The organism is Aeromonas sp. 159 (assembly GCF_963862045.1).
Taxonomy (GTDB): domain Bacteria; phylum Pseudomonadota; class Gammaproteobacteria; order Enterobacterales; family Aeromonadaceae; genus Aeromonas; species Aeromonas veronii.
In genome coordinates this window covers 1-15,356 of sequence record NZ_CAWLMI010000044.1, presented here as the reverse complement: position 1 = coordinate 15,356, position 15,356 = coordinate 1, and the positions used below count along the sequence as shown (strand labels likewise).

Sequence of the window (15,356 nt, the reverse complement as noted above, 5' to 3'; positions counted from 1 at the left end):
ATGAATAAAGAGATTTTGCTGGTCGTTGACGCAGTATCCAACGAGAAAGCGGTACCCCGCGAGAAGATCTTCCAGGCTCTGGAAACCGCGCTGGCGACTGCGACCAAGAAGAAATATGAAGGCGAGATTGAAGTTCGGGTCGAAATCGATCGCAAGACCGGTGACTACGACACTTATCGCCGCTGGGTAGTCATTGCGGATCAAGCCGCGATGGAGAACCCCTATGCTGAAATCACCCTGGAAGCGGCACAAATTGATCAGCCGGAAATCCAGATCGGTGAGTATGTTGAAGACCAGATCGACTCTGTGACCTTCGACCGTATCACTACCCAGACCGCCAAGCAGGTTATCGTGCAGAAAGTGCGCGAAGCCGAGCGTTCACAAGTAGTTGAGCAGTTTAAAGATAAAGAAGGCACCATCATCAGTGGTGTGGTCAAGAAGAGCAACCGCGACAACGTCATCCTGGATCTGGGCAGCAATGCTGAAGCCGTGATCTTCCGTGATGACATGCTGCCGCGTGAAACCTTCCGCCCGGGCGACCGTGTCCGTGGCCTGCTCTACGCAGTACGCCCGGAAGCCCGTGGTTCCCAGCTGTTTGTCAGCCGTTCCAGCCCGGACTTCCTGAAAGAGCTGTTCCGTATCGAAGTACCGGAGATCGGTGAAGAGATGATCGAAATCATGGGCGCTGCCCGTGATCCGGGTTCCCGCGCCAAGATCGCGGTGAAGACCAACGATCGTCGTATCGACCCGATCGGTGCCTGTATCGGTATGCGTGGTGCCCGTGTGCAAGCAGTCTCCGCCGAGCTGAGCGGTGAGCGTGCCGACATCGTGCTGTACGATGACAACCCGGCCCAGTACGTGATCAATGCCATGGCACCTGCCGATGTGGCCTCCATCATCGTTGATGAAGACAACCACACCATGGATATCGCCGTGGAAGCTGCCAACTTGGCTCAGGCCATCGGTCGCAATGGTCAGAACGTGCGTCTGGCCTCCCAGCTGACCGGTTGGGAGCTGAACGTGATGACCGTTGAGGACATGCGTGCCAAGCACCAGGCCGAAAACGACCGCATCATGAACCTGTTCACCAGCACCCTGGATATCGATGACGATTTCGCCGGTCTGCTGATGGAAGAGGGCTTCTCTACCCTGGAAGAGATCGCCTTTGTACCGGTCAACGAGCTGCTGGCTATCGACGGTCTGGATGAAGACATGGTCGAAGAGCTGCGCAAGCGCGCCAAAGATGCCCTGACTACCAAGGCACTGGCCAAAGAAGAGTCTTTCGATGGCGTTGAGCCGTCCGAAGAGCTGCTCAATCTGAACGGTCTGAGCCGCGAACTGGCTTACGCTCTGGCGGGCCGTGGCGTGGGCACCCTGGAAGATTTGGCTGAGCAAGGTATCGATGACCTTGCTGATATTGAAGGGCTGACTGCCGAGAAGGCAGGTGAGCTCATTATGGCTGCTCGCAATATCTGTTGGTTCGGAGAAGAGCAGTCCGAGTAAGATCAAACGGAGGAAAATGAATGGCAGAAGTATCAGTCAAACAACTTGCCACTGACATCGACACACCGGTTGATCGTCTTCTCCAGCAGTTTGTCGATGCCGGTATCAGCAAGAGCAAGGCCGACGACATGGTCAGCGAGTCTGAGAAACAGGCTCTGCTGGCACACCTGAAGAAACAGCATGGAGGTGACGAGGTCGCCGCTCCTGCCCGCATGACCTTGCAGCGCAAGACCAAGAGCACCATCAGTGTTCAGGGGACTGGCGGCAAGAACAAGGAAGTGCAGGTAGAAGTGCGCAAGTCTCGCACCTATGTAAGACGCTCGGCGCTGGAAGATGAACAGCGTCAGGCGGAAGCCGAGGAAACAGCGCGTTTGGAAGCAGAAGAAAAAGCTCGTCGCGAGGCCGAAGAAAAGGCTCGCCTCGAAGCTGAAGAGAAGGCTCGCCGTGAGGCTGAGCAGGCTCGTCGTGAAGCTGAGGAAAAGGCGCGGATCGAGGCACAATCAAAGGCTCGACAGGCTTCACAGCCCGCCAAAGCAGCCAGTAGCACAGCTCAGCAAGAGGCAGAAAAGATGGCCAAGCGCGAAGCAGAAGAACTGAAGCGCCAACAGGAACAAACAGCTTTGAAAAAAGCTGAAGAACTCGCCGCGAAGAAAGCCGAAGAGGCTCGTCTCATGGCGGAACAGAACGCAGCCCGCTGGGCTGAAGAAGAGGCCGCTCGCGCCAAAGAGAGTAGCGACTACCATCTGACCACCAACAAGCATGCGCAAGCCGCAGAAGACGAGTTGGATCGGAAAGAAGAGACCAGCCGCCGCACTGCCGCAGCTGCCAAGGCACCGAAGAAAGCCGGTCGTCGTGAAGATGATCGTGACTCTCGCAACCCGCGTGCCCGTAAAGGCAAGCGCGGCAAGGTCGCCATGCCGAACGCCATGAAGCACGGCTTCAACAAGCCGGCTGCCGTGGTGAACCGCGACGTCGTCATCGGTGAGACCATCACTGTGGCCGAGTTGGCCAACAAGATGGCCGTCAAGGGCGTTGAAGTCATCAAGGTGATGATGAAGATGGGTGCCATGGCCACCATCAACCAGGTGATCGATCAGGAGACCGCTCAGCTGGTCGCCGAGGAGATGGGTCACAAGGTTGTGCTGCGTCGTGAGAACGAGCTGGAAGAGGCGGTACTGTCCGATCGTGACGAGACCTCCGAAGCCAAGCCGCGCGCACCGGTCGTTACCATCATGGGTCACGTTGACCATGGTAAGACCTCGCTGCTGGACTACATTCGTAAAGCCAAGGTTGCTGCTGGCGAAGCCGGTGGTATTACCCAGCATATCGGTGCTTACCACGTCCAGACCGACAGTGGCATGATCACCTTCCTGGATACCCCGGGTCACGCGGCGTTTACCTCCATGCGTGCTCGTGGTGCCAAGGCGACCGATATCGTTGTTCTGGTTGTTGCAGCTGACGACGGCGTGATGCCGCAAACCATCGAAGCTATCCAGCACGCCAAGGCGGCCGGTGTGCCGCTGGTTGTTGCGGTCAACAAGATCGACAAGCCTGAAGCGGATCCGGATCGCGTCAAGACCGAACTGGCCCGTTACAACGTCATGTCCGAAGATTGGGGTGGAGACTGCCAGTTCGTGCATGTGTCCGCCAAGTCTGGCGAAGGCATCGACGACCTGCTGGAAGCCATCCTGATCCAGGCTGAAGTACTGGAGCTGAAAGCGGTGGTTGATGGCATGGCCAACGGCGTCGTGATCGAATCCTTCCTGGATAAAGGTCGTGGCCCGGTTGCGACCGTACTGGTACAAGAAGGTACTCTGCGTCAGGGCGACATCGTTCTGTGTGGTCTCGAGTACGGCCGTGTTCGCGCCATGCGTGACGAACTGGGTCGCGAGATCAAGGAAGCGGGTCCGTCCCTGCCGGTGGAAATTCTGGGTCTGTCCGGCGTTCCCTCTGCCGGTGACGAAGCCACCGTTGTCCGTGACGAGAAGAAAGCCCGTGAAGTGGCGCTCTATCGTCAGGGCAAGTTCCGCGAAGTCAAGCTGGCTCGCCAGCAGAAGGCCAAGCTGGAAAACATGTTCGCCAACATGACCGAGGGCGAAGTGTCCGAAGTGAACGTGGTGATCAAGGCCGACGTACAAGGTTCTGTGGAAGCGATCTGCGATGCGCTGGTCAAACTCTCCACCGACGAAGTGAAGGTGAAGATCGTGGGTTCCGGCGTAGGTGGTATCACCGAAACCGACGCGACCCTGGCTGCTGCTTCCAGCGCCATCCTGGTTGGTTTCAACGTCCGTGCCGACGCATCTGCGCGCAAGGTCATCGAATCCGAGAGCCTGGATCTGCGTTACTACTCCGTCATCTATGACCTGATCGACGAAGTGAAGCAGGCCATGAGCGGCAAGCTGGCCCCTGAGTATCGTCAGGAGATCATTGGTCTGGCTGAAGTGCGTAGCGTCTTCAAGTCTCCGAAGTTCGGCGCCGTTGCCGGCTGTATGGTTACCGAAGGTGTGGTCAAGCGTTCCAACCGTATCCGCGTTCTGCGTGACAACGTGGTTATCTATGAAGGCGAGCTGGAATCCCTGCGCCGCTTCAAGGATGACGTCAACGAAGTTCGCAACGGCTACGAGTGTGGTATCGCGGTCAAGAACTACAACGACGTGCGCGAAGGCGACCAGATCGAAGTTTACGAGACTGTTGAAATCCAACGGACTCTGTAAGCCGAGAGTTAGACAAAATAGGGGGCCGCGGCCCCCTTTTATCGCAGGATAGAATATGGCCAGAGAATTCAGCCGGACCCGTCGGGTCGGACAGCAGATCCAGCGTGAAATTGCGCTGATCCTGCAGCGCGAGGTGAAAGACCCGCGCATCGGCATGGTGACCGTTTCCGATGTGGAAGTGTCCCGTGACCTCAACTATGCCAAGATTTACGTCACCTTCTTGCAGCTGGAAAATGATGCCGAGCGCATCAAGGAAGGCTTGCAGGGGCTGACCGAAGCAGCCGGATATATCCGTAGTCTGCTGGGCAGTGCCATGCGTCTGCGCGTGGTGCCCGAGCTGCGTTTCTACTACGACCAGACTCTGGTCGAGGGGATGCGTCTCTCCAACCTGGTGACCAACACTGTGCGTGAAGACAAGCGCCGCATGGCCGAATCCGGCCGTGACGAAGAAGCTGAATCCGCACCGGATGACACGACTGAGGATAAAGCCTGAGATGACCCGAAGACGTCGTTTCAAGGGCCGTGATGTGCACGGCATTCTGCTGTTGGACAAGCCGACCGGCCTGACCTCCAACGATGTGTTGCAGAAGGTCAAGCGCATCTACAACGCCGCCAAGGCCGGTCACACCGGCGCACTGGATCCGCTGGCGACCGGCATGCTGCCGATCTGCCTCGGCGAGGCCACCAAGTTCTCCCAGTATTTGCTGGAAGCGGACAAGCGCTATGAGGTGACCGCCAAACTGGGCGAGCGCACCAACACCAGCGACTCCGACGGTGAGGTTGTCTCTACTCGTCCGGTGAACGTGGCTGTCGGTACCCTGATCGAGGCGCTGGACCAGTTCCGTGGCCCCATCATGCAGGTGCCCTCCATGTACTCCGCGCTCAAGCACAACGGCCGTCCGCTCTACGAATATGCCCGCGAAGGCATCGAGATTGAGCGTGAAGCCCGTCCCATCACCGTATTCGAGCTCAAACTGCTGAGCTTTGAAGGTGATGAGGTGCGCCTTGAAGTGCACTGCAGCAAGGGCACCTACATCCGCTCTCTGGTGGATGATCTGGGTGAAGTGCTGGGTTGTGGCGCCCACGTGACCCAGTTGCGCCGTACCCAGGTGGCCAGCTATCCGTACGAGCGGATGCTGACGCTGGAGCAACTCGAGTGCATCTTCGAGCAGGCCAAGGCCGAGAGCATCCCGCCGCGCGAGCAGCTGGATCCGCTGTTGCTGCCGATGGACACCGCCGTAGCAAGCTTGCCCGAGGTGAACATGCTGGCGGTTGTGGCTGCCTATGTGAATCAGGGCCAGGCCGTGCAGGTGGCGGGTGCGCCGCAAAGCGGTCAGGTTCGCATGACGGTCGGCCCGGAGCGCGAGTTCATCGGGGTTGGCGAGATTGATGATGATGGCCGCGTCGCCCCCAAGCGACTGGTGCGTTATCACGACGAGGAGTGATCCTCAGGCGGTATCAGCGCGTCTTTCCCATTTCGCCTCTTTATCGTTGCGAAAAGGGGCGGGGACGATTATGATACCGCCCTCATTTCACGGCTGAATTAGAGATTGGCTGTGAACCTTTAAACACTCTACTGGAGTATTACCATGTCTCTAAATGCTGAGATCAAAGCTCAAATCGTTGCTGACAACGCTCGTTGCGCCAACGACACCGGTTCCCCCGAAGTGCAAGTTGCCCTGCTGACTGCCCAGATCAACCATCTGCAAGGTCACTTCAAAGAGCACTCCAAGGACCACCACGGTCGTCGCGGTCTGCTGCGCATGGTTTCCCAGCGTCGTAAGCTGCTGGACTACCTGAAGCGTAAAGATTCCGAGCGTTATGCTGCTCTGATCGCCAAGCTGGGTCTGCGTCGTTAATCGACCATCAGATTTCGCGAAAAAGGGGAACCGTCAGGTTCCCCTTTTTTATTGCTCTTCAAGCCGTTGCCTGCCTCACAGAATTCGCGTCGCCGCTTACCTTTTGCATCGAATCAAGTATACTTGTGCGCGAATTTAAAGAGCCAAATTGTAAAAAGGAAATTCACGTGAATCCTATTGTAAAGTCATTCCAGTACGGTCAACACACCGTCACTCTGGAAACCGGTGTGATGGCCCGTCAAGCCACTGCGGCCGTTATGGTCAGCATGGACGATACCTGCGTATTTGTGACCGTAGTCGGCAAGAAAGAGGCCGATCACGGCCGTGATTTCTTCCCGCTGACCGTCAACTACCAGGAGCGTACCTATGCTGCTGGTCGTATCCCGGGTGGTTTCTTCCGTCGTGAAGGCCGTCCGAGCGAAGGCGAGACCCTCATCTCCCGTCTGATCGACCGTCCTATTCGTCCGCTGTTCCCGGAAGGCTTCCTCAATGAGGTTCAGGTCGTTGCGACCGTAATGTCCGTGAATCCGGCCGTATCCCCCGACATCGTTGCCATGATCGGTGCCTCTGCTGCACTGGCCATCTCCGGTATCCCGTTTGGCGGCCCGATCGGTGCTGCTCGCGTGGGTTACATGAACGGTCAGTATGTGCTGAACCCGACCACCACCGAACTGCCGCAGAGCGATCTGGATCTGGTAGTTGCCGGTACTGCCAATGCCGTGCTGATGGTTGAGTCCGAAGCGGCCATCCTTTCCGAAGAAGTGATGCTGGGCGCCGTGGTATACGGTCACGAGCAGATGCAGACCGTGATCAATGCGATCAACGAGTTTGCCGCTGCCGTCGGCACCAAGCCGTGGGACTGGACTCCGCCTGCCGTCAACGAAGCGCTGAAAGCCAAGGTCGCCGAGCTGGCGAGCGCCGAACTGGGTGAAGCCTACCGCATCACCGAGAAGGCTGTTCGTTACGAAACCATCGCGGCCATCAAGGGTCGTGTGGTTGAGCAAGTTATCGCTTCCGGCGTGGAAGAAGATGCCAAGAAGATCGGCGAAGAGTTCCACAGCCTGGAAAGCCGCATCGTTCGTGGTCGCGTAGTACGTGGTGAGCCGCGTATCGATGGTCGCGATCCGGAAATGATCCGCGCCCTGAGCGTAGGTACCGGTATTCTGCCCCGTGCTCACGGCTCTGCCCTGTTCACCCGTGGTGAAACTCAGGCCATCGTGGTCGCCACTCTGGGTACCGAGCGTGACGCCCAGAACATCGACGAGCTGACCGGCAACCGTGCCGATCGCTTCATGCTGCACTACAACTTCCCGCCATACTGTGTCGGTGAGACCGGCATGATGGGTAGCCCGAAGCGTCGTGAAATTGGTCACGGCCGTCTGGCCAAGCGCGGCGTTGCTGCCGTGATGCCGAGCGCCGCCGAGTTCCCGTACGTGGTGCGCGTGGTCTCTGAAATCACCGAATCCAACGGCTCCTCCTCCATGGCGTCTGTCTGTGGTTCCTCTCTGGCGCTGATGGATGCCGGTGTGCCGATCAAGGCCTCCGTTGCCGGTATCGCCATGGGTCTGGTGAAGGAAGAAGAAGGTTTCGTCGTGCTGTCCGACATTCTGGGTGACGAAGATCACCTGGGCGACATGGACTTCAAAGTAGCCGGTACCACCGAAGGTGTGACCGCGCTGCAGATGGACATCAAGATCGAAGGCATCACCAAAGAGATCATGGAGATTGCGCTGAAGCAAGCTCGTGGTGCTCGTCTGCACATCCTGAAAGTGATGGATGAAGCTATCCAGGCTCCCCGTGCCCAGATTTCCGATTTCGCACCGCGTATCCACACCATCAAGATCAATCCTGAGAAGATCAAGGACGTGATCGGTAAGGGTGGTTCCGTGATCCGTGCGCTGACCGAAGAGACCGGCACCAACATCGAGCTGGACGATGACGGTACTGTACGTATCTCCGCCGTGGCCAACGAAGCCGCCATGGAAGCGATCCGTCGCATCGAGGCTATCACCGCCGAGATCGAAGTGAACCGCATCTATGAAGGTAAAGTAGTTCGTCTGGCCGATTTCGGTGCATTCGTCAACATTCTGCCAGGTAAAGATGGTCTGGTACACATCTCCCAGATCACCGACGCTCGCGTGCAGAACGTGGCTGACCACCTGACCATCGGTGACGTGGTCAAGGTGAAGGTACTGGAAGTGGACCGTCAGGGCCGCGTACGTCTCTCCATCAAGGAGGCGAACGCCCCGACCGAAGCAACTGTACCTGCTGCTGATGCCGCTCCGGCCGCAGAAGAAGCGCCTGCTGCAGAGTAATCTGCTCGCCTGATACCGGATCGGTTCCGGTTGATGTAAAAAGTCCGGCTCCCCAATGGGAGCCGGACTTTTTTATGGTCAAAACGAGCAATAAGGGATTACTTGCCGAGGATGGCGTACTGCATCTCTTGCAAGGGAAGCACATGGCGAGCAGCCCCCAGCTTGATTGCCTCCTTGGGCATGCCAAAGACCACGCAGGATGCCTCATCCTGGGCATAGGTGTTGGCACCCGCATCCAGCATCTCGCGCAATCCCCGGGCTCCGTCATCCCCCATGCCGGTCATGATGATGCCGGTGGCATTCTTGCCGGCATATTTTGCAACGGAGCGAAACAGCACATCCACCGAGGGGCGATGGCGGTTGATAAGCGGCCCGTCGACCACCTCGACGTGATAGTAGGCACCGCTGCGTTTGAGCAGCATATGCTTGCCTCCGGGGGCAATCAGCGCCAGCCCCGAGATCACCCGGTCATTGTTCCTCGCCTCCCGCACTTCTATCTGGCAGACCCCGTTCAGGCGCTCGGCAAACATGGCGGTAAATTTCTCTGGCATGTGCTGCACGATGACGATACCGGGGCTGACCCGGGGCAAGGCAGTCAGCACGGCTTCCAGCGCCTGGGTGCCGCCGGTCGAGGTGCCGATGGCGATGAGCCGCTCTGTGGTTTGTGCCATGGCGTGCTGGTTGGGCGCCAGCATAGCATCCGCGTTGAGTTTGGTGCTGACTGGTACAGAGGAGGGCTTGCCCACGCGCTTGAGGTTGGCCTGGGCCGCGGCACGTACCGCCATGGCCAGGTCGTGGGCAGATTCTTGCAGAAAGCTTTTTATCCCCATGGTCGGCTTGGTGATGATGTCCACCGCGCCGGCAGCCATTGCCTGCAAGGTTGTCTCGGCCCCCTTTTCGGTGAGGGAGGAGCAGATCACCACCGGGGTTGGATGCTCTGCCATGATCTTGGTGAGAAAGGTGATGCCATCCATACGGGGCATCTCCACATCGAGCACGATGACGTCAGGCCACTCTTTCTTCAGTTTTTCCTGGGCAAACAGGGGATCCGATGCTGTGGCGATCACCCGGATATCGGGCTCCTGCTCCAGCACCGCTTGCAATACCTGTCTGACCACGGCGGAATCATCCACCAGCATGACCCGGATCTGCTTCATTCTCGCGACTCCCGTTGATGTGGCAGACGATGATGGCGGAGCCAGACACTGCCGTTGCTGAGCTCAAAGAGCAAGCTTCGGTGGCCGCTATGGCCAAGATGATGAGCCTTGATATCAAGGCCAAGGTGTCGGGTCAGCTGCCAGGCTGCCTGAATATTTTTGGTGGCGACATTGTTGTCGCTCTGTGCGTATTGAGGTTCGGTAAACATGTTGCCACCCCCGAACAACTTGGCCTCATATTCATGGATAGGGGCGGGATAGTGACTGGCCGCTTGCAGCAGCAAGGCAAGGGCCTCATCGGCATAGCGCCCATCCAGCTTGGTAGAGGGATTGCGCCGACTTGGCAGCATGTAGTGACACATTCCTCCCTGTTTCTGCTCCGGATGCCACAAGGTGATGGCAATACAGGAGCCCAGTACGGTTCTGACCACCACATCCTCCTTGCCAAAAAAGAGTTCTCCCGGTTGCAGGATCACCTCCCGAGTCATGACTTATCTCTTCTGATAGATGGAAGGAGAGACAAGCTGCAGGCCGTGGTGCAGGCCATTCAGGCTTTCAGCATGGCTCACCAGCAGGTAGCCACCGGGTTTGAGTCTGGGTACCAGCCGCTGCAAAACTTGCCCTTTGGTCTCCTTGTTGAAATAGATCATCACGTTTCTGATGAAGATGACGTCAAACATGCCGATGTCTGGCAGATCCTGATTGAGGTTGATCTGCATGAACTGCACCTTGTCCCGCAACTTGCGATCGATGATGAAAATGCCCTCCTGCAGGCCCACACCCTTGAGGCAATATTTCATCAAAAAGGGCAGTGGAATATTTTGCGCCCGCTCAATGGGGTAGCGCCCGCTCATCGCCTGTTCCAGCACCCGGGACGAGATATCGGAGGCCAGGATCTCCCAGTTGAAGGTGCTGCGTTTTTCCGCGAGGGTCATGGCCAGACTGTAGGGCTCCTCGCCGGATGAGCTGGCAGCGCTCCAGACCCGCAGTGGTTGCTCGGGCGGGAGCGCTGAGACTATCTCCCGCGTCAGAAACTCGAAGTGTTTGGGCTCCCTGAAAAAGTAGGTTTCGTTGGTGGTCAGCAGGTCGAGCGCCAGCTGCAGTTCGCTGCTGCGATCGTTCATGATGAGCTGGAAGTAGTCGTCATAACTATCCAGCTCATAGTGGCAGAGGCGTTTCGCCAGTCGGCTGGCTACCAGCGCCTTCTTGGCCGGAGACAGCTCTATCCCCGCCGTTTGATGAAGCCAGCGTTGGAAACGGGAGAACTCATCATCATGCAGCTGGGTTTGATACAAAAAGCTGTCCCTCTACCTGTGTTGTCGGAGATGGGAGAGGCAACGCCTCTCCCGTGACTAGAACCGGACAAAATCGCCATCACCGATGGGGCGTTGGACTGTGGCGGTTCGTTCCCGACTGTTGGCATTGCTCTCGTTCATGAAGCGACCTCGGGTATTGGGGTGAAGATGCGAGCTGGCTGCTTTACCTTCTTTGGCGTGGACCTCGAGGGTAAAGAACTCCATGGCCAGTTGCAGCTGTTCAGCCTGGCTGCTCATCTCTTCTGCTGTGGCAGCCAGCTCTTCGCTGCAAGAAGCGTTCTGCTGGGTAACCTGACTCAGCTGGTTCATGGCCTGGTTTATCTGGCTGACACCGGTGGATTGCTCAACCGAAGCGGCACTGATCTCCTGCACCAGATCCGAGGTCTTGTTGATTGAAGGAACCATCTGATCCAACAAACGACCTGCTTTTTCCGCCATCTCGACACTGCTGGAGGCCAGCTCACCAATCTCCTGTGCTGCAACCTGGCTGCGTTCGGCCAGTTTGCGCACCTCCGCCGCCACTACGGCAAAGCCTTTGCCGTGATCGCCTGCCCGCGCCGCTTCGATAGCTGCGTTGAGAGCCAGCAGATTGGTCTGGTAGGCGATGTCATCGATGATGCCAATCCGTCTGGCGATCTGTTTCATGGCATCCACAGTCAGTTTGACCGCTTCTCCTCCCTCTACGGCCTCTTTGGCTGCCTTGCTGGCCATGCCATCGGTGACCTGGGCATTGTCGGTATTCTGGTTGATGCTGGCGCTCATCTGCTCGATGGAGGCGCTGGTCTCCTCCATGCTGGAGGCCTGTTCACTGCTGGATTGGCTGATCGACTGGGCGGTCGCGCTTACCTGCTCGGCGGCACTGGAGAGGTTGTCAGAGGCGCCGCGCACTTCGGTGACGATGTTGGTGAGCGATGCGATGGTCTTGTTGAGCGCATCCTTGGTGGTGCCAAACACGCCGGGATAGTCCGCCTCAATCTGTTGGGTCAGGTCACCTTTTGCCAGACATTGCACGACCCGGATGACGTCGTTGAGGGTGCTGTCGATCACTTCGGCAATCTGGTTGATCCCTTCTCCCATCGCCTGAAAGAAGCCGCTCTTGCCAGCAAGTTCCATCCTGCGGTGCAGCTCGCCATTGATCACGGCCTGCACAATGTCGGACATCTCTTTCTCTATCATCACCTCCTTGGTTCTGTCGGCCCATTCGACCACGGATCCCAACCGTTCACCGGTATCGTTGAAGACCGGATTGGCGATCAGGGAGAAGGTGCGCCCCCCCAGCTGAATCTGGGTACGGTAGGTGCTGTTGAGTTTGGCCAGCATGGCGCGCTGATGGCCGGGATTTTTATGAAAGCTGTCGATGTTGGCGCCCATCAGCTGATTGGCGTTGAAGCTGTATAGCTCTTTCTTGATGTCGGTCTCGGCCTGATTGAGCATGCCGGTCACAGCCTCGTTCATATAGATAATGTCGAGGTTGGTATCGGCAATCATCACGTTGGTGCTGGCGCAGTCGAGTGCTTTGCGAACCAGCTGGTTCTCATGGAGCAGCACCTGGTTCTTTTTAATGTCGTTGCGGCTCTGTTCCAGCTTGTCACTGAGCAAGGTGACCACCTCGTTGATGGCATGTCCTACTTCACGCAAGGGGCTATCCATACCGGAAAGATCGAGTGGTGCTGGAACCTGCTCTGCCAGGACTGCGTGTTGCAACTGGCCGATTGCGTCGAGTAACTCGGTCCGCTGCCTCACTTCGGTGGCATTGTCTCCGAAGAGTTTTCCTAAGAGTGATTGGGTCATGAGCGTTTCCTTATGCTGCATGTCGTGGAGTATGGAGGCCTGTTCAGGAGGGTTGCAGGTTGCCTTGTGGCAACCTTGCCTGTGGCTGGGCCAGTTCGCTGAGTTGAGCCATCTCATCGAGTGACAACACTTTCCCGGTATCGATGAGGATGACGAATTTGCCGTTGACCTTGCCCATGCCGCTGATGAAATCGGCCCGGATGCGGGCACCAAAACTGGGTGGGGGCTCGATATCTGCTTGTGGGATACCCAGTACTTCCGATACAGAATCCACCACAACGCCAATATCCTGACCTACAGGTTCATCGCCCTGCGGGGCCATCCCCTCAATAATGACGATGCAACTGCGGCGAGTGATGACCGAAGGTGCATTGCCAAAGCGGGCATTCAAGTCTACGACCGACACTACCGCTCCTCTGAGGTTGATTACGCCACGAATAAAACCCGGCATCATCGGAACCGGAGTGATATTGCCGTATTCGATGATCTCTTTGACCCCCAGAATATTGATGGCGAACATCTCGTTGTTGATCAGAAATGTCAGGTACTGGGCATCGCCACTGCTCTCGTCAGCGGCCGCTGATGGCACCGTGATGTCGGTGGATGCATGCATGGTCGCCTCCGGTTAAAAGCGGACAAAATCCGCGTCATCAATGGAATGGGATGATGGTTGATTGGGCTGGCTGGCCCGTTGTGGGGGGGCGATGAAACTGCCTCTGGGAGGCATGCCCTTGTGGCCGGTTTCATTGGGCCTGGTGTTGAGCTGCGCACTTTTCTCCAAAGCAAAAAAGGCCATGGTTTGCTGCAGTTCGCTGGCTTGCGAGCTCATCTCTTCGGCCGTGGCCGCCAGCTCCTCGCTGCTGGCCGCATTTTGCTGTGTCACCTGATTAAGCTGGTTCATGGCCAGACTGATCTGGTTGGCTGCGCTGGCCTGTTCACCTGAGGCGGCATTGATCTCTTGTACCAGATCAGAGGTTTTGCGAATGGAGGGGACGATCCTCTCCAGCAGGTTGCCAGCCCGCTCTGCCTTGCTGACGCTGTCGGAGGAGAGCTCGCCAATCTCCTGCGCTGCGATCTGGCTGCGCTCTGCCAGTTTTCTCACCTCGGCAGCAACCACCGCGAAGCCTTTGCCATGCTCTCCGGCGCGAGCCGCCTCGATGGCGGCGTTGAGGGCAAGCAGGTTGGTCTGGTAGGCAATGTCGTCGATGATGCTGACTTTCTTGGCGATTTGCTGCATGGCGGTCACCGTCTGTTGAACGGATTGGCCCCCTTCGGTTGCCTCCAGCACCGAGTTGCTGGCCATGCTGTCGGTGATCTTGGCGTTCTCGGTGTTCTGATTGATGCTGGCGCTCATCTGCTCGATAGAGGCGCTGGTCTCTTCAACGCTGGCCGCTTGCTCGCTGGTGGCCTGGCTCAATGCCTGCGCCGTGTTGCTCACCTGATTGGAGGCATTGGTCAGGTTGTCGGCGGCGTTGCGTACCTCTTCGATGATATTGGTCAGCGCAGTGATGGTCCGGTTGAGGCCGTCTTTGGTCTGGCCAAAAATTCCTGGATAGGGCTCATCGATCCGTTGGGTCAGGTCACCCTTGGAGAGCGCGGTGGCAATGCGCATCACATCTTCCAGGCTGGTATCTGTCACGTGGGAGAGGCGATTCAGCAGCTCGGATACCCGCTTGATATATCCCTGACGATCCTCCAGCGCAATCTTGTGGCTGAAGTCGCCCTGTTCGACAGCGGCAGTAACCAAGGTCTCGATATCCGTGATCAAGGCCCCGAGTTTCTTGACCATGTTATCCATCGCCATCAAGAGCTGACCCGCTTCATCGTTGGACTCTATCTGGATCGATACATCCAGATTGCCATCGGCCAGACTATTGGCCACGCGTAGAGCCTGTTCGATGGGGGTGATGATGCTTTTGATCAGCAGGGTGCCAAACCAGGCTGCGAGTGCGATGCCGACCGCGATAACCACCGCCATGGTTAGCAGCATCACGTCATACCAGGATTGCGCTGCGGTATATTCCGACTTGGCCACATTGAGCTGCAGGTTGACCAGCTCGGTGATTTTGTTGCCTATCGGGTCGATGGAGCCATAGAGGGCACCGTCAAAATTGTTCAGCATGCCAGTAATCATGCCGTGCTGGGTGGCTAGGTATTTCTCCAGCTTGCCAATATCGGTATCGGCCGCGTTGAACAGGGTTGTCGCCTCGGCTGACAAACGCTGTTCATCTGGTGTGAGAGTGGTGGACTGGTAGTGATGCCACTCGTTTTTGATTGTCTGCTGGGCCTGTTGTATCTGCTTCAAAGCCTCTTCTGCCGGGATCAGTCCCGCATTGGCCTTGTTGAGGTTGTCGATGATCGAGACGGCATAGCTGTCGGAGATGGTCTTCAGCTGCTTGAGGGGAACCACCCTGTCGTTGTAAACGCGCTGCAACCCGGTATTGCTGCTCTGCATGTTGTATAACCCGAGGCTGCCAACGGCCAGCAGCAGCAGGCAGAGCATGCAGAGCAGTACAATAAGACGCAATTTGATGGTGGAATTTTTTAACATGATGGTCCCCTCAGTTGATGCTGGATTGAGGCAGGTTGCGCGACACTGTCAACCTGTTGAGCTGACAGGATTCCTGAGTGATTGCGTGCTGGATCAGCGAAGGAATGTCGAGGATCAGGGCGACCTCCCCCCCCCCCAGAATGGTTGAAC

12 protein-coding genes are annotated in these 15,356 nt (G+C 57.3%); 6 read left to right on the top strand and 6 right to left on the bottom strand.

What is annotated here, in order from left to right:
• The 6 genes from nusA to pnp all read left to right on the top strand — a co-directional run bounded on the left by nusA (position 1) and on the right by pnp (position 8,391).
• Positions 1–1,503 carry a transcription termination factor NusA gene (gene nusA / locus AACR14_RS09080; protein WP_019445918.1) on the top strand — a complete coding sequence of 501 codons (1,503 nt, stop codon included), beginning with the start codon at positions 1–3 and terminating at the stop codon, positions 1,501–1,503.
• Positions 1,504–1,523: 20 nt separating this feature from the next.
• The gene (gene infB / locus AACR14_RS09075) at positions 1,524–4,217 is read left to right on the top strand and encodes a translation initiation factor IF-2 (protein ID WP_005338806.1); all 2,694 of its coding nucleotides are present in this window, start codon (positions 1,524–1,526) and stop codon (positions 4,215–4,217) included.
• A 55-nt stretch (positions 4,218–4,272) separates the two neighbouring features.
• Complete coding sequence (gene rbfA, locus AACR14_RS09070) at positions 4,273–4,710, top strand: 30S ribosome-binding factor RbfA (protein WP_005338799.1); 438 nt, start codon at positions 4,273–4,275, stop codon at positions 4,708–4,710.
• 1 nt (position 4,711) lies between these two features.
• On the top strand, positions 4,712–5,662 hold the full coding sequence (truB, locus tag AACR14_RS09065) for a tRNA pseudouridine(55) synthase TruB (RefSeq protein WP_005338798.1): 951 nt from the start codon (positions 4,712–4,714) through the stop codon (positions 5,660–5,662).
• A 144-nt stretch (positions 5,663–5,806) separates the two neighbouring features.
• Positions 5,807–6,076 (top strand): 30S ribosomal protein S15, encoded by a 270-nt coding sequence (rpsO, locus tag AACR14_RS09060; RefSeq protein ID WP_005338797.1) that lies wholly within the window; start codon positions 5,807–5,809, stop codon positions 6,074–6,076.
• Positions 6,077–6,243: 167 nt separating this feature from the next.
• Entirely contained in the window at positions 6,244–8,391 is a 2,148-nt protein-coding gene (pnp, locus tag AACR14_RS09055) for a polyribonucleotide nucleotidyltransferase (RefSeq protein ID WP_019445917.1), read from the top strand.
• A 98-nt stretch (positions 8,392–8,489) separates the two neighbouring features.
• Here pnp and AACR14_RS09050 read toward each other — a convergent pair whose 3' ends face one another.
• The 6 genes from AACR14_RS09050 to AACR14_RS09025 are packed head-to-tail and all read right to left on the bottom strand — an operon-like array spanning position 8,490 to position 15,206.
• Entirely contained in the window at positions 8,490–9,548 is a 1,059-nt protein-coding gene (locus AACR14_RS09050) for a protein-glutamate methylesterase/protein-glutamine glutaminase (protein ID WP_019445916.1), read from the bottom strand.
• Entirely contained in the window at positions 9,545–10,036 is a 492-nt protein-coding gene (cheD, locus tag AACR14_RS09045; protein ID WP_019445915.1) for a chemoreceptor glutamine deamidase CheD, read from the bottom strand. Before cheD ends, AACR14_RS09050 begins: the two co-directional genes overlap by 4 nt.
• Before the next feature lie 3 nt (positions 10,037–10,039).
• Positions 10,040–10,843, bottom strand: coding sequence for a CheR family methyltransferase (locus AACR14_RS09040; protein WP_019445914.1), 804 nt, complete (start codon positions 10,841–10,843; stop codon positions 10,040–10,042).
• A 57-nt stretch (positions 10,844–10,900) separates the two neighbouring features.
• Complete coding sequence (locus AACR14_RS09035) at positions 10,901–12,655, bottom strand: methyl-accepting chemotaxis protein (protein ID WP_026034997.1); 1,755 nt, start codon at positions 12,653–12,655, stop codon at positions 10,901–10,903.
• 43 nt (positions 12,656–12,698) lie between these two features.
• Complete coding sequence (locus tag AACR14_RS09030; protein ID WP_019445912.1) at positions 12,699–13,268, bottom strand: chemotaxis protein CheW; 570 nt, start codon at positions 13,266–13,268, stop codon at positions 12,699–12,701.
• Positions 13,269–13,280: 12 nt separating this feature from the next.
• The gene (locus tag AACR14_RS09025; protein ID WP_019445911.1) at positions 13,281–15,206 is read right to left on the bottom strand and encodes a HAMP domain-containing methyl-accepting chemotaxis protein; all 1,926 of its coding nucleotides are present in this window, start codon (positions 15,204–15,206) and stop codon (positions 13,281–13,283) included.
• Positions 15,207–15,356 lie beyond the last annotated feature (150 nt).